The sequence below is a fragment of the Bacteroides sp. CAG:633 genome, assembly GCF_000435115.1.
In the GTDB taxonomy this organism is placed as follows: domain Bacteria; phylum Bacteroidota; class Bacteroidia; order Bacteroidales; family Bacteroidaceae; genus Bacteroides; species Bacteroides ndongoniae.
Map to the genome: position 1 here is coordinate 1 of NZ_FR883079.1, position 22829 is coordinate 22829.

Annotated in this window: 18 protein-coding genes and 1 pseudogene; 11 read left to right on the forward strand and 8 right to left on the reverse strand. The window is 46.9% G+C overall.

The genetic code is table 11. From position 1 onward, the window contains the following. On the forward strand, positions 1 to 589 hold a 589-nt coding region (locus QVP67_RS08690), incomplete at its 5' end, for a PD-(D/E)XK nuclease domain-containing protein (RefSeq protein ID WP_288180054.1). A gap of 19 nt (positions 590 to 608) precedes the next feature. On the opposite strand, the gene QVP67_RS08695 is transcribed toward QVP67_RS08690, so the two are convergent. Continuing rightward, positions 609 to 1190 (reverse strand): hypothetical protein, encoded by a 582-nt coding sequence (locus QVP67_RS08695; protein ID WP_022163177.1) that lies wholly within the window; start codon positions 1188 to 1190, stop codon positions 609 to 611. 12 nt (positions 1191 to 1202) lie between these two features. After that, positions 1203 to 1685 carry an RNA polymerase sigma factor gene (locus QVP67_RS08700; protein WP_022163178.1) on the reverse strand — a complete coding sequence of 161 codons (483 nt, stop codon included), beginning with the start codon at positions 1683 to 1685 and terminating at the stop codon, positions 1203 to 1205. Between the two features lie 517 nt (positions 1686 to 2202). On the opposite strand from QVP67_RS08700, the gene QVP67_RS08705 reads away from it, so the two are divergent. Then, a complete protein-coding gene (locus QVP67_RS08705) occupies positions 2203 to 2484 on the forward strand; it encodes a DUF3836 domain-containing protein (protein WP_022163179.1) in 282 nt (93 codons plus the stop codon). A 64-nt stretch (positions 2485 to 2548) separates the two neighbouring features. Here QVP67_RS08705 and QVP67_RS08710 read toward each other — a convergent pair whose 3' ends face one another. Then, positions 2549 to 3427, reverse strand: coding sequence for a DMT family transporter (locus tag QVP67_RS08710; protein ID WP_022163180.1), 879 nt, complete (start codon positions 3425 to 3427; stop codon positions 2549 to 2551). Between the two features lie 9 nt (positions 3428 to 3436). Further along, positions 3437 to 4396 (reverse strand): DMT family transporter, encoded by a 960-nt coding sequence (locus tag QVP67_RS08715; RefSeq protein WP_022163181.1) that lies wholly within the window; start codon positions 4394 to 4396, stop codon positions 3437 to 3439. Between the two features lie 191 nt (positions 4397 to 4587). Here QVP67_RS08715 and leuS point away from each other — a divergent pair, with 191 nt between their 5' ends. The 3 genes from leuS to QVP67_RS08730 are packed head-to-tail and all read left to right on the forward strand — an operon-like array spanning position 4588 to position 8944. After that, complete coding sequence (gene leuS / locus QVP67_RS08720) at positions 4588 to 7425, forward strand: leucine--tRNA ligase (RefSeq protein ID WP_022163182.1); 2838 nt, start codon at positions 4588 to 4590, stop codon at positions 7423 to 7425. Positions 7426 to 7435: 10 nt separating this feature from the next. Next, positions 7436 to 8338 carry a YitT family protein gene (locus QVP67_RS08725; protein WP_022163183.1) on the forward strand — a complete coding sequence of 301 codons (903 nt, stop codon included), beginning with the start codon at positions 7436 to 7438 and terminating at the stop codon, positions 8336 to 8338. A gap of 27 nt (positions 8339 to 8365) precedes the next feature. Next, on the forward strand, positions 8366 to 8944 hold the full coding sequence (locus tag QVP67_RS08730; RefSeq protein ID WP_022163184.1) for a non-canonical purine NTP diphosphatase: 579 nt from the start codon (positions 8366 to 8368) through the stop codon (positions 8942 to 8944). 128 nt (positions 8945 to 9072) lie between these two features. Here QVP67_RS08730 and QVP67_RS08735 read toward each other — a convergent pair whose 3' ends face one another. Both QVP67_RS08735 and nadA read right to left on the reverse strand, forming a co-directional pair. Then, on the reverse strand, positions 9073 to 11697 hold the full coding sequence (locus QVP67_RS08735; protein WP_022163185.1) for an AAA family ATPase: 2625 nt from the start codon (positions 11695 to 11697) through the stop codon (positions 9073 to 9075). 327 nt (positions 11698 to 12024) lie between these two features. After that, on the reverse strand, positions 12025 to 12963 hold the full coding sequence (nadA, locus tag QVP67_RS08740; RefSeq protein WP_022163186.1) for a quinolinate synthase NadA: 939 nt from the start codon (positions 12961 to 12963) through the stop codon (positions 12025 to 12027). A gap of 486 nt (positions 12964 to 13449) precedes the next feature. On the opposite strand from nadA, the gene QVP67_RS08745 reads away from it, so the two are divergent. Both QVP67_RS08745 and QVP67_RS08750 read left to right on the forward strand, forming a co-directional pair. Next, positions 13450 to 13986 (forward strand): RNA methyltransferase, encoded by a 537-nt coding sequence (locus QVP67_RS08745; protein WP_022163187.1) that lies wholly within the window; start codon positions 13450 to 13452, stop codon positions 13984 to 13986. Positions 13987 to 14639: 653 nt separating this feature from the next. Beyond that, complete coding sequence (locus tag QVP67_RS08750; RefSeq protein WP_022163189.1) at positions 14640 to 15602, forward strand: YitT family protein; 963 nt, start codon at positions 14640 to 14642, stop codon at positions 15600 to 15602. A 100-nt stretch (positions 15603 to 15702) separates the two neighbouring features. Here QVP67_RS08750 and QVP67_RS08755 read toward each other — a convergent pair whose 3' ends face one another. Next, positions 15703 to 16317 carry a DUF4294 domain-containing protein gene (locus QVP67_RS08755; RefSeq protein ID WP_022163190.1) on the reverse strand — a complete coding sequence of 205 codons (615 nt, stop codon included), beginning with the start codon at positions 16315 to 16317 and terminating at the stop codon, positions 15703 to 15705. A gap of 118 nt (positions 16318 to 16435) precedes the next feature. Between QVP67_RS08755 and QVP67_RS08760 the strand changes: the two genes are divergently transcribed. From QVP67_RS08760 to QVP67_RS08775, 4 genes are all read left to right on the forward strand, one after another. Next, positions 16436 to 18475: a helix-hairpin-helix domain-containing protein gene (locus QVP67_RS08760; protein WP_022163191.1), complete on the forward strand. Its 2040-nt coding sequence runs from the start codon at positions 16436 to 16438 to the stop codon at positions 18473 to 18475. A 363-nt stretch (positions 18476 to 18838) separates the two neighbouring features. After that, on the forward strand, positions 18839 to 19612 hold the full coding sequence (locus tag QVP67_RS08765) for a radical SAM protein (protein ID WP_022163192.1): 774 nt from the start codon (positions 18839 to 18841) through the stop codon (positions 19610 to 19612). 261 nt (positions 19613 to 19873) lie between these two features. Further along, on the forward strand, positions 19874 to 21727 hold the full coding sequence (gene ftsH, locus QVP67_RS08770; RefSeq protein WP_022163193.1) for an ATP-dependent zinc metalloprotease FtsH: 1854 nt from the start codon (positions 19874 to 19876) through the stop codon (positions 21725 to 21727). 22 nt (positions 21728 to 21749) lie between these two features. Beyond that, complete coding sequence (locus QVP67_RS08775; RefSeq protein ID WP_022163194.1) at positions 21750 to 22646, forward strand: helix-turn-helix domain-containing protein; 897 nt, start codon at positions 21750 to 21752, stop codon at positions 22644 to 22646. Here the strand turns inward: QVP67_RS08775 and QVP67_RS08780 are convergent. Further along, positions 22647 to 22829: pseudogene (locus tag QVP67_RS08780) on the reverse strand (DNA/RNA non-specific endonuclease); the annotation flags it as partial.

Here is a 22829-nt window from a genome sequence, read left to right on the forward strand (position 1 = left end):
GTTGGGAGGCATTGATACGATGCACACCAATCCGGTGCCTATCCTGTATCAAAGCGGTTACCTGACTATTAAGGGTTACGATCGCGAGTTTCAAGTATATTATTTAGGATTCCCCAATAAAGAAGTAGAAGAAGGCTTTACCAAATTCCTGCTACCCCGTTATGCCCATTTAGAGACGGGCAACCCATCGTTCGAGATTATGAGTTTCGTCAAGGATGTTCGTCAGGGTGATGCAGATGCTTTCCTCAGACGGCTTCAGAGTTTCTTTGCTGACAGCCCTTACGAACTGGCACGCGACCTGGAACTGCATTATCAGAATGTGCTTTTCATCGTATTTAAGTTGCTGGGTTTCTATACGCAAGCCGAATATCACACTGCCAACGGACGCATTGACATGGTGGTAAAGACAGATAAGTACATTTATGTCATGGAGTTCAAGCTAGACGGCACCGCCGAAGAAGCACTACAACAGATTAACGACAAGCAGTATGCCCTGCCCTTTGCCTCCGACTCACGGAAACTGTTTAAGGTAGGCGTAAACTTCAGCAAAGAGAAACGGGGCATAGAGGGTTGGATAGTAGAAGATTAAGAGAGAATATAGAAATCGACTACTGCTCCTCGAACTGATCCAACAGTTCCTTGCACCTTTCCACGTGCTTTCTATATTGCAACAAAGCTACCACAATGGCAAAGACGATGGAAACAATGCCCGACACGGTGATAAGCTGTACAGTGGCAGCATCGTCCGCCCGGTCATACAGTCGCATAAATATATAGGTAAGCATAGCAGTCAAGGGAACTATACTGGCCACGAGCGACCCCGTATAGAATTTGCGATAACCGGTAATCTTCTCTGTAACCGTCCGCACATCGTCGTTCAACAGATTGTTCATGCCCAACTTGCGGCTGACCCACAAGCTGACGCCCAAGTCGGCCAACGCCCACAACGACACCAATATGCCAAACAACATGGGCCAGTCTGTGTTAATACAAATCACGATAATCATAGGAACCGTCAGTCCGTCACCCAGCATCCGGTCTCTGATTTCCTTACTGATGGCCATTGCAGGCCGTTTCCTGAGGGATTTGAAAAACTTTTCGTTCAGTGTTTCCTGCTTTTCCAACCCTTCCTTAAACACGTTATACTCCGATTTCAGTGTCTGAAGTTCTTTTTCGATATTGATTTCCATACGATTCGTTTGTTAAATGTTAGACATTTTTTTGAGTTGTTCCTTGATGCGGACCAGCTTGAACGAGACATTCTTGACAGAAATACCCAGGATAGCGCCGATTTCATCGTAACTCAGGCCTTCGAGCCACAACAGGACGACGCTTCTGTCTACCAGTCCCAACGCGTTGATCCGCTTATAAAGCTGCTTTATCTGCAAATTCTTTTCAAGGCTGTTTCCATCCGTGTGGAAACCTTTGCCGAGGTTCAGCCGTTCGCGCTGCTTCTTCTTCCGGTTGCTGAAGTTGATGCAATAGTTCAGACTGACGCGATAGATCCATGTCCTGATGTCGCTTTTCCCCTCGAAACTGTCGAAGCCTTGCCACAAGCGGACGAGGATGTCCTGATAGAGGTCGTTCACCTCGTCCGTATCTTCCGAAAACATGTAACAGACGGTATAAATGGTCCGCTCATGTTCCTTAATGATATTTGTGAATTGTTGTTCTTTCGTATTCATTTCACTTTCTGCTTTTACCTGTTAGACCATCGACAACTCAAAAAACTATAGCCCGGCAACAACTTTTTTCCGGTTTTCTTTTTGCCGTAAGCTACGTATCAGTTTTCAGACCATAAAATTCACCATTTCTCCGGTCTTTTCCACTACCCGATGGAGTAAATTCCGGTTATTCACGGCTCAAAAAATAACGTTTCACAGCAACCTGCTTATTATGAGCGGTTTACTGTGAAACGTGAACCATAAAAATTCCTCGCTTGTATCCTTCGTGAACAACACTTGCAATTCATTTGTGGGACACTTGTACGGCTCGCGAGCCGTGCAAGTGTTACTCGCGAGCCGTACAAGTGTGGTAGAAAAGCAATATTTGCATGGCAATAAAACGCCCTTCTGCCCCTGTTTCCGACATTAACCTAACCTTAACGTAACCTTAACCGAAATCCTTTTCACTCTCCCCTACCTTTGCAACATCGAAACAAGAAACAAAGAACAGTTTAACTTATAAAACATAAAAACGAATATGATTACCAATCTCATCATGGCCACTCTGATTTCGGCCGCAGGCGTTGCTTCAAGTTTAGTATATAATGTGAAAATGGAAGGCAACCGAATGACCAACAAAGAAGTTTATACCCTGAACGAAGGCAAGTATCTGAAACGTCTTTTCAAGATGGACTTCACCTACAATGCACAAGGACAGGTGACCGACAAGAAAACCTACGTGTGGAACGAAAACCAGCAGGAATATGTACTACAGCAGGTAGAAACCTTCAATCCGGACAGCAATATACACGCCGACTGACAAACAGCAGAAGTTTAACTTTACAAAACAACATTCTTTTCTAACAAAAAACGATACAGAAGATTTACTTTTTCCCTGCCAAATAGACGCCCAGCAACACGCATGTGGCGCCTAGCAGGGCGAAAGGAGTCAGAGGTTCGTTCAGAAAGAACAAAGCACCGATAGATGTAAAGATAGGATTAAGGTAAATATAGTTGGATGCACGGACGGTACCCAGCCGCTTCAGAATGACATTCCATGCCGCAAAACAGACCAACGAAGCCAGCACACCGAGGAACAACAGATTCATCCAGACGGCAGGATAAGCAAACGACGACAAAGGAAACTGCCACGGACGAAAGGCAAAAACGGGCAAAATAGTAAGCAAACCGTAAAAGAATACCTTACGGGTAACAAACACCGTAGAGTAACGGCCGGACATCTGGCGCATAATCAGGCTGTAGAACGCCCAGCTCAACGAAGCCGCAAGCGAAAGGAAATCGCCCAATGGAGAAAGCTTCAGCACAAAATTGCCGTTGAAGATAACCAGTCCCACTCCCACCAAAGCCAGCAGTGAACCCGCCGTCAGTTGCCAGCCGGACTTCTCGCCCCGATAAAAAAGCTTGAAAAGCAACATAGTAAGCAACGGTGTGCTGCATACGATAAAGGCTACGTTGGTAGTCAGCGTCACTTCGAGTGCTGTGTTCTCGGTCAGGAAGTAGAGCGAACCTCCCGTTATGCCACCCAACAGCATCCAGCCTTCGTCGCGCCAGTTATGACAAAACAGCTTACGGGGTGAAATGAACCAGATGCCCACATACGCCATCAGGAAGCGAAGCAAGAAAATCTCCTGCGGAGTCAGTCCGTTCTCTATCAGCACACGGGTCGATATGAAAGTCAATCCCCAGATGCCCACCACAACAATAGCCGCCAGGTGCCATCCCCATTCATTTTTCTCTTTCATAGTCCTGACCTATTCTGCTTTTTCCACTCCTTTATCACCTTTGGCAGCTTTGTAAGCCTCCATTTCGGCACGGCTGCGGCTCGATGTCACCAACCAGACACCACCGAATATCATCACTACCGAAAGCACTTTTGTCAGGTTGAAACTATCCATACCCCAACAGATAGCTACAATGGTAGCCACCAGCGGCTGAATGTAGTTGTACATACCTGCCACGGTAGGACGCAAATTCTTCTGTCCGACAATAATCAGGATATAACTGAGGAATGTAGCTCCTACCACTACAAAAAGAATGGAAGCGATACGAGCTCCGTCAAGTGCCAGCCAGTCAGTAGCCAGCAGACTGCTGTACGAGAAAGGCAACAAGCAGATGAAAGCATAGGTAAACATCCACTTCATCACCGTAACAGCCGAATATTTGGTTACGAAATTCTTAAACAGCACAAAGTAAAAAGCATAGCTACACTGAGCCAGAAGTACAAATACATCGCCCAGCAGCGGATTGTCGCCCTTCACCGTCGTACCCGAAGCCTGCGAACTGCCCAGAATAAGCAGCAGTGCACCCGATGCTCCCACGGCGATGCCCAGTATCTTCTTGCCCGTAATGGGTTCTTTCAGGAAAATGGCTGCCAGAATCATGGCTATCAGCGGCATACTGGTAGTGATGATGGAAGCATCCACGGGCGAAGTCATTCCCACCCCGAAAATGTAGCTTCCCTGATTGAAAACAATGGCCAGCAGCGAAGCCACGAAAAGTTTCATCAAATCTTTATGCCCCACATGTTCGGGTTTCTGGAAAAACGAAAAGATCCAAAACAGAATCATCGCGCCGAATACGCGCAAATCAGTCATCACCAAGGAGCTGACTGCTCCCCCTATCATCACAAACTTGGCCAGCGGAGCCATCAGTCCCCACATGCTGTTAGCGGCCAGCATCGCCACGTGACCTTTCATTTTTGCAGTGTCCATAAGCAGAATATTTCTTTTTCGGGCGCAAAATTACGAGAAAAGTAGGCAACGTATCTACGCAACCCAATGTTTTTTATGTACTTGATAAGTAAATCTGAAAATAAACACGTAAATTTGCATCGGTTTATTAACAAGGATATAAACCGAATTAAGTAAGATATAAACACGTTTTCAATAAATTATTAACAAGTATGGAATACAATTTCAGGGAGATTGAAAAGAAATGGCAGAAACGATGGGTAGATAACAAGACCTATCAAGTAACGGAAGACGATACGAGACAGAAATTCTATGTACTGAACATGTTCCCCTACCCCAGCGGCGCCGGTCTGCACGTAGGACACCCGCTAGGTTACATTGCTTCGGACATCTACGCCCGCTACAAACGCCTGCAAGGTTTCAACGTACTGAATCCCATGGGATATGACGCTTACGGACTCCCTGCCGAACAGTATGCCATACAGACCGGACAACACCCGGCCATCACTACTTCCGCCAACATCAACCGCTATCACGAACAGCTGGACAAGATAGGTTTCTCATTCGACTGGAACCGCGAAATACGTACTTGCGATCCCGAATACTACCACTGGACACAATGGGCTTTCCAACAGATGTTCCAGAGCTACTACGACAATGCACTGCAAAAAGCACAACCCATCAGTACTTTGATAAAGTCTTTCGAGACTAAAGGTACCGAAGGACTGGACGCAGCCTGCAGCGAAGAGCTGAGCTTTACGGCCGACGAATGGAAGGCCATGAGTGAAAAACAACAGCAGGAAACGCTGATGAACTACCGCATCGCCTACCTGGGCGAGACCATGGTGAACTGGTGTCCGCAACTGGGTACCGTGCTGGCCAACGACGAAGTAGTAGACGGTGTATCGGAACGTGGCGGTTATCCCGTTGTTCAGAAGAAGATGCGCCAATGGTGTCTGCGTGTGTCGGCCTACGCCCAACGTCTGCTCGACGGACTGGAAACCATCGACTGGACCGACTCGCTGAAAGAAACACAGCGCAACTGGATTGGTCGCTCGGAAGGTACCGAAGTACAATTCAAGGTGAAAGACAGCGATCTGGAATTCACCATCTTCACAACTCGTGCTGATACCATGTTTGGTGTAACGTTCATGGTGCTGGCTCCCGAAAGCGAACTGGTTCCGCAAGTTACTACCGAAGCCCAGAAAGCCGACGTAGAAGCCTATTTGGATCGCACCAAGAAACGTACCGAACGCGAACGTATCAGCGACCGTAGCGTAAGCGGTGTCTTCTCGGGTTCGTATGCCATCAATCCTTTCACAGGCGAGGCAGTGCCCATCTGGATTAGCGACTACGTACTGGCTGGCTACGGTACAGGTGCCATCATGGCTGTACCTGCACACGACTCTCGCGACTACGCTTTTGCAAAGCATTTCGGTCTGGAAATCCGTCCGCTGGTCGAAGGTTGCGACGTAAGCGAAGAGAGCTTCGATGCCAAAGAAGGTATTGTCTGCAACAGTCCGAAAGCCGATGCCGTTCCCTATTGTGACCTTTCTCTGAACGGACTCACCATCAAGGAAGCCATCGCCGCTACCAAGAAATACGTCAAGGAACATCACTTGGGTCGTGTCAAGGTGAACTACCGTCTGCGCGACGCCATCTTCAGCCGCCAGCGTTACTGGGGCGAACCATTCCCTGTTTACTATAAGGACAACATGCCCTACATGATTCCCGAAAGCTGCCTGCCACTGGAATTGCCCGAGGTAGCCAAGTTCTTACCTACCGAAACAGGCGAACCACCGTTGGGTCATGCCACCAAATGGGCTTGGGACACGGTGAACAACTGTGTAGTAGAAAACAGCAAGATTGACAATCAGACTGTTTTCCCGCTCGAACTGAACACCATGCCGGGCTTTGCAGGCTCCAGTGCCTACTACCTGCGCTACATGGATCCACGCAACCACACAGCACTGGTAGACAAGAAAGTAGATGAATACTGGCGCAATGTAGACCTCTATGTAGGCGGTACAGAACACGCTACCGGCCACCTTATCTACTCACGCTTCTGGAACAAGTTCCTGCACGATCTGGGCATCTCCGTTGTAGAAGAACCCTTCCAGAAACTGGTGAACCAGGGTATGATTCAGGGCCGAAGCAACTTCGTATATCGTATCAAAGATACCAATACTTTTGTATCACTGGGCCTGAAAGACCAGTACGACACTACCCCACTCCACGTGGATGTAAACATCGTATCGAACGACGTGCTCGATGTAGAAGCCTTCAAGGCATGGCGTCCGGAATACAATACTGCCGAATTCATTCTGGAAGACGGCAAATACATCTGCGGATGGGCAGTAGAGAAAATGTCCAAGTCGATGTTCAATGTTGTTAATCCCGACATGATTGTCGAGAAATACGGAGCCGATACATTGCGTATGTACGAAATGTTCCTTGGCCCGGTAGAGCAATCCAAACCATGGGATACAAATGGTATCGACGGTGTACACCGCTTCCTCAAGAAATTCTGGGCACTGTTCTACGATCGTACAGGCAACTATCAGGTAACGGACGAAGCCGCTACAAAAGACGAACTGAAGTCTCTGCATAAGCTCATCAAGAAGGTAACAGGCGACATCGAGACCTTCTCGTACAATACCAGCATCAGTGCCTTCATGATCTGTGTCAACGAACTGGCTTCGCTGAAATGCAACAAGAAGGAAATCCTGAACCAGCTGATCATCGTACTTGCACCATTCGCTCCCCACGTCTGCGAAGAGTTGTGGGAGACGTTAGGCAATACCGGATCGGTATGCGACGCCCACTGGCCAGCCTACAACGAGGAATATCTGGTAGAAAATACCATAAACTATACGATCTCTTTCAACGGCAAAGCCCGCTTCAATATGGAATTCCCAACTGATGCCACTTCCGAAACCATTCAGGCTACAGTTCTGGCAGATGAACGTTCAGCCAAATGGATGGAAGGCAAATCGGTAGTGAAAGTCATCGTAGTGCCGAAGAAGATCGTAAACGTTGTAGTGAAATAATTTTGTTAATATGCATATCAGTAAACCGAACAAAGCAGCATTGATGAGAGAACTGAAGGATTATGTCATGATCACTCTCGGCCTCATCAGTTATTCACTGGCATGGGCAGCTTTTCTGTTGCCCTACCAGATCACAACCGGAGGAACAACAGGTATCGGAGCCATCATCTACTACGCGACCGGCTTCCCCATACAGTACTCGTATTTTCTTATCAATGCTGTCTTGATGACTTTTGCCATCAAGATATTAGGCCCTAAATTCAGTATAAAGACCACGTATGCCATCTTTGTACTGACCATATTACTGGAATTCTTTCAGTGGCTGGTCAAGAACCCCGACGGTACATTTCCACAAATTCTGGGACCGGGACAGGACTTCATGGCCTGTCTGATTGGTGCAGCCATGTGCGGTATCGGTTTGGGAGTGGTATTCAACTGTAACGGAAGTACGGGCGGAACAGATATCATTGCTGCCATCATCAACAAATATCGTGACGTAACACTGGGACGTATGATTATGGCTTGTGATGTGGTTATCATCAGTTCCTGCTACTTCATCTTCCACGACTGGCGCCGGGTAATATTCGGTTTTGTAACATTGTTTATTATCGGACTGGTACTCGACTACATCGTGAACAGCGCCCGGCAGTCGGTACAATTCCTTATTTTTTCCAAAGAATACGAAAAGATTGCCGACCGTATCACCAAGGAAACCCATCGTGGTGTAACAGTACTCGATGGTACCGGATGGTACAGCAAAGGACAAGTAAAAGTATTGGTAGTACTGGCTTACAAACGCCAGTCAGTCGAAATATTCCGCCTGGTAAAAGACATCGATCCCAATGCCTTTATCTCGCAAAGTTCAGTCATCGGTGTCTATGGAGAAGGATTCGACAAACTGAAAGGAAAATAAATCGCAAACCACCTAAACTACAATTGTATGAAGAAATTCATCTTTGCAACTAACAATGCCCACAAGCTGGAAGAAGTAAAAGACATCCTGGGAAACAAGATAGAAGTGCTCAGCATGGCAGATATCAATTGCCATGCTGATATTCCTGAAACAGCTGATACGCTAGCCGGAAATGCACTGATAAAGGCAAGATACATCTACGAGCACTATCACATGGATTGCTTTGCCGACGACACCGGACTCGAAGTAGAAGCACTGAACGGAGCACCCGGAGTATATTCGGCACGCTATGCCGGCGATGCCCACAACTCCGAAGCCAACATGAAAAAGTTACTGCAGGAATTGGAAGGTGTCGAAAACCGGAAAGCACAATTCCGTACAGTATTCGCCTTGATTCTCGACGGCAAGGAACATCTGTTCGAGGGTATCGTAAAAGGAGAAATAGTAAAAGTACGGAAGGGTACCTCTGGTTTCGGTTACGACCCTATCTTCGTTCCCGAAGGATACAGCCAGACTTTTGCCGAGATGGGAAATGCCGAAAAGAACAAGATTAGCCATCGTGCCAAAGCAACCCAAAAACTCTGCAAATTCTTGAAGTCCATTTAAAGACATTCATCACAGATTCCCCGGATTATTACAGATTATGACATATTCATCACCCAATCGGATACACATCAGTCTATAATTATCCGGGGAATATTGTAACTATCCATTCTATTTTCACTCTCCCTATTTCAGGCAATAAAGCCAATACGGCGACGGGGCACCAATACAGGTGATTTCTGCTTCCGGAATCTGGCTGCTGCATACGCTATGTCTTCTTTCCGTATGCACTGCAAACAGGTCGCTTCTGTCTGCAACCGTTTTTCTTTCATTACACGCATAGCCATTGCCGGAAATACTCCTGAAGTGAAGAATTTCTTTATCCAACGTGCATTGTCGAAATAGCGGTCCTTCCCGTCCAATGTTTCTCTGACAACTTCGTTCAGTAAAGTTTCCGCATCCGCTTCGAGCGAATATCCCCTACCCACCAGAAAATGCCCGGCTATCTGCACCAGTTCGTCTGCGCTATAGTCATCAAAGTGAAAACGATAAGGAAACCGCCCCTGCAATCCCTGATTCATTTGCATCAGCCGTTCCATTTCGTTTTCATAACCAGCCAATATAACCAGCATGTCCGAATGAGGTTGCGACAAAACAGTCAGCAGACTTTCGACAACATGATTACCAAAGTCTTTACGGTCGTCCAATGTATCGCACAGTGTGTAGGCTTCGTCGATAAACAGTACGTTTCCACGAGCTGATTCCAGCACATCCTGCATGTTCTTTTCCGTCTCGCCAATGTAACGACCTACCAGTTTGCTGCGTTCCGTTATTACAACTTCACCTTTCGACAGTAAGCCCATGGCATGGAATATCTTTCCGATATACTGTGCGACGGTAGTCTTTCCTGTACCCGGATTACCGGTAAAAATCATGTGATACGTTCCTTCGTCATCAGACGGCAGATGCAGCAACTTACGCTGGCGGTTGAAACAGACCTGATAGAAAACAGCCTCCAGTTCCTGTTTCAGTGTGTTTAGCCCTATCATATTATATATAGGTAACATGCTCTCTTCGAAGCGTTGACGGATGTTTTCAACAAAAGTTTCAACATCTGTTGAAACCGATGCTAACTGTACATTGAAGTGCTCACTCAGACGAACATCACACGGCTGTACGACCGTAAATTCATCGGCATCCATTATGCCCGATTCACAATAAGCCTCCTGCAAACGTTTCTGCACAGAAGGAATCAGCGAACCGGATAAAAAAGCGTCCGCATCCTGGTGCGACCACGAAGCAAACACATTGTATTCCCACAACCGGCGCACCTGCGACACCAACTCGTGCTCAGCCTGTGGTGAAAGACGAAGCGATGTCTCTCCTACCGCACTACGAAGCGAATAAACCACTTCCTGCCATGAGAAAGGACGGATAACGAACCGACCTTCTTCGGTGAAACGAACAAACAACTCGGGAGCAAAACGGCGCAACTCCTCCATTTCGGAATCTGTTCCACAAAGAATAAACACCGAAAATACAGCACGATTGGCCAGTGCTTCTTTTAGTTTCCCAAGTAGTTCACTACCCTCTTCGGTTGTTAAAGCACCGATATGATAAAAAACAAGAAGCTTTTCTTCCCTGTTTTTGAATGCTTCATCTACTGAATTGACTTCCCACTTTTCTGTTTTGGCACAGTCTATCTGTATACGGCTGGAAACATTCAAATCGAGAAACTTCGGCAGAAGAAAGGCCAGCCGACGGCATTCGAACAACGAAGATGCCGTTATCAGCATACACGAATTCAGCTGAAGTTCGCTGACGCCGTGCTCCTTGCACAGAGAATTAAAACCATTCATACGGGAGAGTCTCACCAGTCTTGGCACAACTTCAGACAACCCGTTAAACTCGCGGATATATTCCCATTTGTTTTCTTCGTCCCGCTCCAGTTGTTTCACCACCCAATACTCGTCTTCGGTTGCAGCTAGCGGACGGCATTCGCAAACAGTTACCGACATACCTTCGTAGCGGAAACGCAACAGCGCATAAGGCTCCCGATTGTGCGACACTACAGCCCAATAGTCTCCTGCGAGCCATATCTTATCCGGATTCAGGCGGAACGACACCTGCTTGAAATTCGTACGCGAAGCCGGAATAAAACGTTCCGTTACTGCCATCAGCTTCCACTCGGAAGTGTAGCAATGCACTTCGAAGCAACTGTTCGGAGCGACGGTTTCAGAAAAACGAAGCTTCAGCTTCATTACCTCCGAAGCAAACAAAGGTTCTGTTTCTGCACGGAAAACACGAATCAATGAAGCCTCTACCGGCACAGAACGACCAGCCGTTCCACCAGCAGGAAACACAGTGAACGGCAGACAAACGAAGCCGCTCATTTTGTCGAATGTACATCCCAGCGAATTTTCAACCAGTCCTACAGCCACCAGGAAGTATTTACCATAAGTCCAGTTTTCGGCTTCCAACGTCATATTCCATACATATTCGCCAAAATCTGCTATTGCAGTCTTCAGCTGCAAAACCGGTTCCGGTTGTTCTTCGCGGTACAGACAGAAGATTACTTCTGCCTCGTCCTGTTCGCACATAAAATCGCACGAACCGAGCGAAAGAGACAAAGACAAAGCTTGCTCTCCTACTTCCTTGTCGACAAAAATACGGGAAACGTGTTCACCCGAAGTGATACACTGACTGTTGACGGAAAGTTTCAGCACGGACAGTCGGGCCGTTGCATCATTATTGGCCAATGAAGGCACACTATACATATGTCCACGGTATGGACAGTTTTTCTGTTCATGAATCATAGCAATAAAGTTTTAAAGTGAATAAAAAAGAGAAAGAAATAAAAAATGCACCAACATCGTAGGTGCACATCGTTTTTCCGACCTCATGCTTTATGCCTATACCAAGTACATAAATCGCCGGAGAGTGTCCAACCATTCAAAGAACAAAACGCAAACGACAAGCAGGCAAAAGGATTCAGATCCTCCTGCGGTGCGTCATTACATTCACGTTCTTTGAACTTCGGATATCGCTATGATTCGTCATAATGAAAAAAATTCCCTCCTTTTCACTTTCGCAAAAATAGAGGGAATTTTAGAACTTACCAATAATTTGACCGAAAAAGTGGATCAAAGTCCCAATTTAGCCGAAATTTCAAGCATCCGTTGGATGGGTTTCACGGCCTTTTGTGCGATTTCGGGATCGACCGTTATTTCGGGAGTTGCGTCTTTCAGGCAGTTGTAGAGTTTCTCCAGCGTATTCAGACGCATGAAGTTGCACTCGTTGCAGGCACAAGTACTGTCGGCCGGCGGTGCAGGTATGAAGGTAGTCTGCGGACACTTCTTGCGCATCTCATGCAGAATGCCCGATTCGGTAGCTACGATATACTCTTTTTCGGGATGGGCTACAGCGTACTTCAACAGAGCAGCTGTTGAACCTACAACATCGGCCATCTTCAGCACAGTACCCTTGCATTCGGGATGAGCCAATATCACGGCATCAGGATGCTCGCGTTTTATTTCAACCATCTTTTCAACCGAGAATTGTTCGTGTACATGGCAAGCTCCATCCCATAATAACATATTCCGACCGGTAACAGAGTTGATATAATTTCCGAGGTTTCTGTCCGGACCAAAGATTATTTTCTCATCTTTGGGGAAGCTTTCTACAATCTGACGGGCGTTGGTCGAGGTTACAACAACATCGGTCACAGCCTTAACAGCTGCTGTCGTGTTAACGTAGGAAATGACCGTATAGCCGGGATGCTCTTTGACAAACTGACCAAACTCTTCGGCCGGACAGCTGTCGGCCAGCGAACAGCCTGCTGCCATGTCGGGCACCAGCACCTTTTTGTCGGGACAGAGCACCTTGGCTGTTTCGCCCATGAAGTGCACACCACACATCACAATGATGTCCGCCTCTGTCTTGGCAGCCCATTGTGCCAGGGCCAGACTGTCGCCTACATAGTCGGCTATGTCTTGTATTTCTCCTTTCTGGTAGTAGTGGCCCAGAATGACTGCGTTTTTCTCTTTCTTGAGTTGCTCAATAGCTTTAATCAGATTATCCATAATTATATTTTTTAATTTCTCTTTTTAAAAGAAGAATTCTTTGATGCTGATGATAGCCTGTTAATAGTGTGGACAAATAAATGGGATTTTTCTTGCCCATGAAGTTATTAGTCCAAAGGGTTGTTTTGTGGCAATGGTTTTAAACAGGCATTATCGGCTTATGTTTTTTGATAATAAGCTTCTTATATCGATAGGCTGTCAGTACTTAACAGCTTGTTGATAATATGCAAAGTTAATAACTTTAGGCTTACGAACCACTGAATTCCTATTGAAAAATGTGTTTAAACAAGCTTTGAAAATACCTCTTAACTTTTTTGCAATGTTCGTAGGCTTGTTGCTATATACGTTGATTTGAATAATGCAAGAGATATTTTTGAAAATGTTTCCCATCGGTATTGACACCTTTTCAACGGTTATTAACCACGATGTGAACGGAAAAAAGTATCTTTGCAGACGCATATGCGAAACATTTCAAACTGATACATCATGGAGCATCGAAAACTGAAGATTACCGAACTGAACCGCATTAGTACTGAGGAGTTTAAGAAGGCCGAAAAGCTGCCGCTGGTAGTGGTACTGGACAATATACGCAGCTTGCACAACATTGGTTCGGTATTCCGCACGTCGGATGCTTTCCGGGTAGAATGTATTTATCTGTGCGGCATTACGGCCGTTCCTCCCCATCCCGAAATGCACAAGACGGCATTGGGAGCCGAATTCACTGTCGACTGGAAGTATGTTAATAACGCAGTTGAAGCGGTTGATAACCTGAAGAAAGACGGATATACAGTCTATTCGGTGGAACAGGCCGAAGGGAGCATCATGCTGGAAGACATCAAGTTAGATCCGAACCGGAAGTATGCCGTTGTTTTGGGAAACGAGGTGAAAGGTGTACAGCAGGAAGTAATTGACCATTCGGACGGTTGCATCGAGATTCCGCAATACGGCACCAAACACTCGCTGAATGTATCGGTTACGGCAGGTATTGTCATCTGGGACTTGTTCAAGCAGCTGAAGCCATAAGAGGGTAGGGAGGCAGTCGCAGCCTTTTTCAACAGGTTTTCAACTTATCTGTTCTTAATGCTGAAAAGTGTGTTGATACATTTTCCGACAGGCATTTTTGTGCCTTGTTACGGCATAAATGCAGGGCTGAATGAACATCTTGTTTATATGGTTATCAACAGATGTATTTCGTTGAAATAGAGTATGATTCTTATTCTTCTTCCAAATTAGTAACACGGTTCTCAACAAGTTGTTAACGACGCGTAGACTGCTGCTCAGCTTGTCTGTACAAGGCTGTTGGTATTCTTTTCGGAGATATGAACGGGGTAGGGTGTTAATTTCCGGTTGAAAACCGCAACAAACGTGCCGATAATTTTGTTGATTCCTTTATAAGCAGGTATTTATCTTTTTTGTATATTTGGTGCATATATATATAAAATGTAAGAAACCGTATGTGTGGAAAAGCCATATTTGAGGGAATTGTAACAGGCATTTGTATGGCCCACGAGAGACACTTGCATGGCTCGCGAGCAACACTTGTACGGCTCGCGAGCGACACTTGCACGGCTCACGAGCAACACTTGCACGGCTCAACCGGATATTTTTATGTATGTAAACCGTTGAAATTCAGTATAGGAAAAAACAGTATATGAAACTTTAATAAGAAGATAAATATGAAAAAGGCAATTATTTCGTGGGCTGGCATTTTTATTGGCTGCATTATTCTGGCAGCAGGTTTTGTTTATTTTATCAATCCTTATAATCTTGTTCCCGGTGGGGTGTACGGAGCCAGTATCGTTCTTCACAATATATTTCCTTCTATTCAGGTAGGTACATTCGGCTATATGTTCGATATTCCGTTGCTGATTCTTTCGGTTATTCTGCTCGGAGCCAAGCTGGGGGCGCGTACTATTGTGGCAGCGCTTTTCACACCGCTGGTCATGAACGTGCTTTCCATTCTTTCTTATCCGTCGGAAGAGGCACTTCATGCGCTCGATCCTACCCAGTTGTTGGGAGGTTGTATGGACATGACCGACCATTTGATGCTGACTTCCGTCATTGGTGCGGCTGTCATTGGTATCGGATGCGGCATCGTGGTACGCAGTCAGGCTACCACGGGCGGTACTGATATTGTCGCCATGATTTTGCAGAAGTACTGCCATATTCGTTTTTCGCGTGCTATTTTGCTGGTTGATGGTTTGGTGGTTACTTTTGGTTTGGTAGTTATCGGCTTTGGCATCGGCAATCCGGATGATGTCAATCAGCCGTCGTGGCATCTGTCGTTCTATTCGCTGATTGCGATATTTGTTACTTCGCGTGTAGTGGCTTACGTCATCAATGGCGAGAAGAACGATAAACTGCTGTTCGTTATTAGCGACATGAAGATGACAGCTCTTCACGATTATATTATCAAGGATCTGGACCGTACGGCCACTTGCATAAAGAGTAGCGGACTCTATACGAAGTCGGACAAGGAAATGCTGTTTCTGGTTGTCAGCTACAAGGAAGTGAACGGAATCAAGCAGAAGATAAAAGAAGTCGACCCACGTGCCTTTGTAGTTGTGACCGATGCTTACGATGCTTTTGGCGAAGGTTGGAAACAACTGCCCAGTGCAGGCGAGTTGCAGCCGGAATAATGTTAGTTGACGAGAAACAAGTTAACAAGACCACAAGGATGGAAGTTATTCATCCTTGTCAACTCGTCTCTCGTCAACTCGTCTCTTGTTAACTTATTAACTATAATTGTCCGCTTTCTACCAGCAATATCACCCGTTCGGTCAGTGCATCGTCGCCCGTGGGGTCGTATTGTTTCTTAAGGCTGGCGCCGAACAGTGCGGCAAAAGCCTGGTAGAAACCCGCCTTAAAGGGACCCATAAAGGCTTTTACAAGTTCGTAACCGGTCGAACTGGTTTGGCGGTCGACGAGTTTAATCAACAGTTTACCCTGCGCAAAGGTCAGTTTCTTCATGCGTGGGGTATATTGTTCTTTCAGACTTTTCTCTACGGCTTTCATGTGTTTTTGGCGCGCTTTCTCGTCGGGCAGGGTCATCATGTATTCGTAGGTTTCGATGATGGCCCGGTTGATTTCTTTCGAGATGGGAAGCACCTTCTTGACGTCGCGTACCAGTTTGTAGTATTGGTTGGCCTGGCGTCTGTTCTTGAACTTCAGCGGCTTGAATATGTAGACGGTGCGCAACTGGACGTACGGTATCGTATCTCCTTCGTATATGCACATAGGAGTCAGGTAGACTTTTTTCCCTGTGTTTGCCGGTTGTTTGGGATTTTGTGCATGGCACCAGTTTCCGGCCAGCAGGAAGAGGGCAAGGATTGCTATGTAGAGTCGCACGTTCATGCCGCAAAATTAATTCATTCTCTTCGTATTCGATAAGAATATTTTGTTTTTTCGTTGCTTTCTTAACTTATTTAAGGTAACTTCGCTTTTTATTCTGTAATCTGTTAACCGATAATGCATGAAAACATTCAGATGGGGGATGGTTGCCTGTATGTTGCAGGCTGCATCTGCCCTGTACGCACAGCAGCCTGACAAATCGCAGGAAATAAATCTGCTGCTTTGGGAGGAAAACCTGGAGCAGCTGGCCGTAGACGAGGACTACAGCTGGGAAGCCGAACTGGAGGAACTTTCCCGTTGCTTGCAGGAACCCGTCAACCTGAATACGGCTACACGCGAGCAGCTGGAACAGTTTCCGTTTCTGTCCGACCTGCAGGTAGAGAATCTGCTGGCCTATGTCTACATTCACGGGCAGATGCAGACCGTCTACGAACTGCAACTGGTAGAGGAGATGGATAAACGGACCATCGAATTGCTGCTGCCTTTCGTCTGTGTGCGGCAGACGGATAAAGAAAACCGTTACCCCTCGCTGAAGAAGATGTTGAAGTATGGCAGGCACGAGGTACTGACGCGCCTGGACATTCCTTTCTATACCCGCAAAGGTTACGAGAAGAACTATTTGGGAACTCCTTCTTACCATTCGCTTCGTTACGGCTTCCATTACAGCGATTATCTGCAGCTGGGATTGTCGGCCGAGAAAGATGCGGGCGAACCGATGTTCGGTTTGCACAACGCCAAAGGCTACGATTTCTATTCTTTCTATTTCCTGGTGAAGAACCTGGGCCGTCTGAAAGCCTTGGCATTGGGCAATTATCGCCTGAGTTTCGGGCAAGGGCTGGTGCTGAGCACCGACTTCCGGCTGGGAAAATCGTTTTCGCTGTCTACATCCGAATACAGAAGCGGGGGAGTGAAGAAACACAGTTCTACCGACGAATACAATTATTTCCGCGGTGCAGCTGCTACAGTAGGCATATTGCCGTCGCTCGATGTTTCGGCTTTCTATTCCCACCGTACGCTCGATGCTACGGTCGAAGAAGGAGAAATCGTTTCCATAGCCAAGACTGGTCTGCACCGTACGCAGAAAGAAGCCGACAAACGGAATGCCTGTGCCTTGCAGCTGGCAGGTGGAAACGTGACCTACGAAAAGAATGCGTTCAAGGTAGGAGCCACGGGCATCTATTATTTCTTCGACCGCCCTTACGAACCTGCCTTGCGCAAGTATGCACGCTATAACTTGCACGGCACCCGTTTCTACAATCTGGGCATAGACTATCGCTTACGCTTGGGCCGACTCTCGTGGACGGGCGAAGCGGCTACCGGTACGAAAGGATATGCTTTGCTGAACCGCTTGCGTTACGACTTCTCGCAGGATTATCATGCCCTGCTTATCCATCGTTTTTATTCCAGTGATTATTGGGCATGGTTTGCCCGTTCGTTTGGCGAGGGCAGTACTCCGCAAAACGAAAACGGCTGGTATCTGGCTGTCGAAGCTACGCCCTTTGCCCGCTGGAAGCTGTTTTCTTCGCTGGATTTCTTTTCCTTTCCCTGGTGGAAGTACCGCATCAGCAAGCCTTCGCAGGGCATCGACTTCATGTTTCAGGCTACCTATACTCCGCAGAAGAATCTTTCCATGTACCTCAACTATCGCTACAAGCGGAAAGAACGGGACGTAACGGGGACAAGCGGCGAAGTGACGCTTCCCATCTATCACCACCGGTTGCGCTATCGCCTGACTTACATGCCCGGCAATTTCGTGCTGCGTACTACGGCCGATTACAATCATTTCCGCCAGCAGGATGGGGGAGGCTACCGTTTCGATCGCCGTCAGGGCTATCAGTTCACCCAGCTGTGTACGTACGTCTGTCCCCGTTTTCCCTTGTCGGCATCCTTGCAGGGGACTTATTTCCATACCGACGATTACGATTCACGCGTCTATGCCTCCGAACGTGGCTTGCTTTATACCTTCTATACGCCTTCGTTTTCCGGTCGCGGTTTCCGCTGGTCAGCCTACCTGCGCTACGACTTCCGCAACTGGCTGATGCTGATAGCCAAGTTCGGACAGACTGTTTATCAGGACCGCGACGAAATCAGTTCGGGCAACGACCTGATACGCAGTAACCGGAAGACAGACTTGCAGATACAGCTTCGCCTGAAGTTCTGATGCTGTTATTCCTTACGGTTGCAATAACTGTTAAGTATCTGATGAACAACAGTATATCAGTTTATCTTCGCTTTATCAAAAATAAACTGTCAGTTTACAGGCTTTATACTTTCAGTTTGTCCGTAATAAACTGCCGGTTTATCGGTTTTAAACTGTCGGTTTATCGGCACTAAACTGCCGGTTTAATCAGGCTAAACTAAAATCGCATAAACTTGTGCAAGTTGGATAAAAGGGATATATTTGTATGTTCTTGCGTTGAGAGATGTAGTAGAGACGCAAACTTTTGCGCCTTTGCTGCGTGTAAGTATATATGCAATACACTTCTCTTGCCAGATAAATTAATGTGAATAAATACAGATAGCAATGACAGTTATTTATCCTTCTCCCATCTTTGGTCCTATACATTCCCGCCGTTTGGGAGTATCTTTGGGAATCAATCTGATGCCGGCCGACGGTAAGTTGTGTACGTTCAACTGCATTTATTGCGAATGCGGTTTCAACGAAGACTTCCGTCCCAAGCTTCCCCGTCCCACCCGTGAAGAAGTACGTCAGGCGTTGGAAGCCCGTTTGCAGGATATGCAGGCAAATGGTCCGGCTCCCGATGTGCTGACCTTTGCAGGCAACGGCGAACCGACGGCCCATCCGCACTTTGCCGAAATCATCGACGATACACTGGCCTTGCGCGACCGTTACTTCCCGAATGCCAAAGTCAGCGTGCTGAGCAACTCCACGTTTATCCACAAGCCTGCCGTGTTTGCAGCCCTGAACAAAATAGATAACAACATCCTGAAGCTCGATACCGTGGACGAAGCCTATATCCACGACCTCGACCGTCCTACAGGCCGGTATTCGGTGAACGACATCATCGAAGGCATGAAAGCGTTCAAGGGCCGTTGCATCATTCAGACGATGTTTCTGAAAGGCAGTTACAAAGGCAAAGACATGGACAATACGTCGGACAAGTATGTGCTTCCCTGGCTGGAGAAAGTGAAAGAGATCGCTCCGCGTCAGGTAATGATCTACACCATCGACCGCGAAACGCCCGACCACGATCTGGCGAAAGCTACTCACGAAGAACTCGACCGCATTGGTGCGTTGGTAAAAGAAGCAGGATTTGCAGTAAGTGTTTCCTACTGACGTCCGGACAACTGTATCGGCTTAGAATAGTAACGATTTTTGCCCAGTTAGGAAAAAATTTTTTTCTAACTGGGAAATATTTTTTTCCTAACTGGGAAAAAATATTTGCTCTATTCTTGAAGTAAAATCTGTTGGTTTCTTATAATGTTATTTTCTCTAAACGGAGTTTTTTAGACCACTCTTGGTCTGTTTTGGATAATTCTTTCCTTAGTGGCTTTTGCGATATTTGCGATTCAAAAACGTAAACTTAAGGAAAGAAATATGAAGCAAGAACAGCAAAACCAGCAGCCCAAACGTATGAATCCTTATGTAGGATTACTGATGGGTATTTTGATAATACTCTTTCTTAACGGATTGATTGTACCTACCTTAACAGGCGGGCAGATTAAGCCGGCCGATTATGGTACGTTCATTGCCAAGGTAGATAGCGGACTGGTGGAGGAAGTTGTCATCAAGAGCGGACAGATTTATTTTACTGCCAGGGAAGGTAATGTAACTTCAGCCTACCAGACGGGTGCCATCAACGATCCACAACTGGTTGACAGGCTTTTACAGGCAAAGAGTCCGAATAAGGATGGAAAGATAGCTTTCAACCAGATTATCCCGCGCGAAAACTCTCCGTTGCTCAACTTTATACTGATGTGGGTATTGCCGGGACTGATATTTTACCTCATCTGGCGACAGACCAGTAAAGCCATTCAGTCGCGTATGGGCAGTGGAGGAAACTTTATGTCGTTCGGTAAAAGCGGTGCCAAGATTTATGCCGACGCCGATGTGAAGACTACCTTTACTGATGTAGCCGGACAAGACGAGGCAAAAGAGACGCTGACCGAAATTGTAGACTTCCTGCACAATCCTAAGAAGTATACCGACATCGGTGCTTCTCTGCCGAAAGGTGCTTTGCTGGTGGGTCCTCCGGGAACGGGAAAAACCTTGATTGCACGTGCTGTTGCAGGTGAGGCTAAAGTGCCGTTTTTTGCTATTTCGGGTTCGGAGTTCGTACAAATGTTTGTGGGTATGGGAGCAGCCAAGGTACGCGATCTCTTCCGTCAGGCCAATGAAAAGGCACCCTGTATTATCTTTATCGACGAGATAGATGCCATTGGCAAGCGGCGCGATACAGGGTTGGGCGGTAACGACGAGCGTGAACAGACCCTTAACCAGCTACTTACCGAAATGGACGGATTTGACGGTCGTAAGGGAGTCGTGATATTGGCAGCCACTAACCGTCCCGAAAGCCTTGACAAAGCCCTGCTTCGTCCCGGTCGTTTCGACCGTCGTATTCAGATGGAACTGCCCGACCTGGAAGGACGGAAAGCCATTCTGGCCGTACACTTGAAGAAGGTGAAATGCGAAAAGATAGATATGGATGTGGTGGCACGGGCTACAGCTGGCTCTTCGGGTGCCGAACTGGCCAACATCGTCAACGAAGCTGCTTTGCGTGCTGTACGTATGGGGCGTAATAAAGTAATTACTGCCGATTTGGAAGAGAGCGTAGAAACAGTGATTGCAGGTGCACAAAAGAAAGGTAAGGTGATTTCGGCTGATGAGAAGAAAACGGTGTCTTACCACGAGATAGGACATGCCTTGGTGGCTGCTTTGCAGAGCCATTCGGCACCTGTGCACAAGATTACCATTGTGCCGCGCACGTCGGGTGCGCTGGGCTATACCATGCAGGTGGACAAAGGCGAGCAGGTACTGATGAGCCGTGAAGATCTTTTCAACCGCATTGCTACCTTGACTGGCGGACGAGCTGCCGAAGAAGTAGTGCTGGGCAGTGTCAGTACGGGGGCTTCGAACGACATCGAGCAGGCTACCCGCCTGGCACGGGCTATGGTCACCCGATATGGTATGAGCGAAAAATACGACATGATGGGACTGGAAACGGTAAACAATGCCTATCTGGGTGGTGATACTTCACTGACCTGTTCGTCGGAAACGGCGGCAGACATCGACCGTGAAGTATTGAAAATGATTACCGAAGCCCATCAGAAAGCCCGTAAGCTTATCTCCGATCATCTGGACATCATGCACGAGGCAGCCCACTATCTGCTGGATAAGGAAACTATTACGGGCGAGGAGTTTATGGCCATTGTGCGCAAGTATCAACAGTAATTAATGAAAGTAAGAATAGTACGTGGAAAGTATTGGTATCGATGAACTGAAACGTGGCACAAACGAGGCGGTATGTTATGCTGACGATTGCTTGTTTGTGTCGGAAAGCCTGCAGTGCCTGTGTACTTCTGAACCTGTCAGACTCGATTTTTCGCTGATGGTATTTTGCATTGAGGGCTGTGTGGAGTGGGAACAGAACGGCAGTTTCTGCGCATTGCATGAGCATGATTTTGTGATAACCTTGCCTGGTACTTTGCTGACAAACCTTGTGGTAAGCGACGATTGCCGTATGAAAGTTGTCTGTGTTTCCGACCGTTTTCTTCGGCGGATGCTTCGGGCCAGTACCAATGTGTGGCATGTCATTCGGTTTGTCAAGTCCAATCCGCTGAAACATCTTAGCGACAGCGATTTTGAATACCTGCTGCGTTATGTCGATTTGATAAGTATTGAATTGAAGAACGGAGCCAGCATCTATCGTGAAGAGATTGTGCAACACTTGTTTGCCGCCCTTATTTTTGGAATGCTGTCCGACATAAACCGGTGTATGGCTTCAGAAAATGGAACAGATAGAGATAAAACGACGACTCCGGTATATATGTTCCGCCGTTTTATGGAAGAGGTTTCGGCCGATAACGGTTGTCACCGTTCGGTTACTTATTATGCCGGAAGACTTTGCTGTCTTCCTTCTTATCTGTCGCGTATTGTAAAAAAAGTCAGCGGAAGACGTGCTTTAGCCATTATCGACGAGCATGTAATAGACCGTATTGCCTTCGAACTGAAGTATTCGGACAAGTCGGTCAAAGAGATAGCGATGGAATTCGATTTCCCGAATATTTCCTTTTTTTCGAAGTATGTACGCAAACATCTGAAAGTTTCTCCAACAGCTTTTCGCAATATGGCGTTAACGGATGAGAAATAGCTATTGCCATTGTTTCAGATTGTATTCTGCCTCTACTTTCTTTTCTACATCGTCGGGCAGGGCGGGGAAGAAGTCGATGCCTGTGATGCGCTCTACCTGATCCACTGAATTGACGTAGCTGTCCAGCGGACGATTGCCGGAGGTATTCTTATAGATGAAGCCGATGGCGCGTGGCTGTCGGCT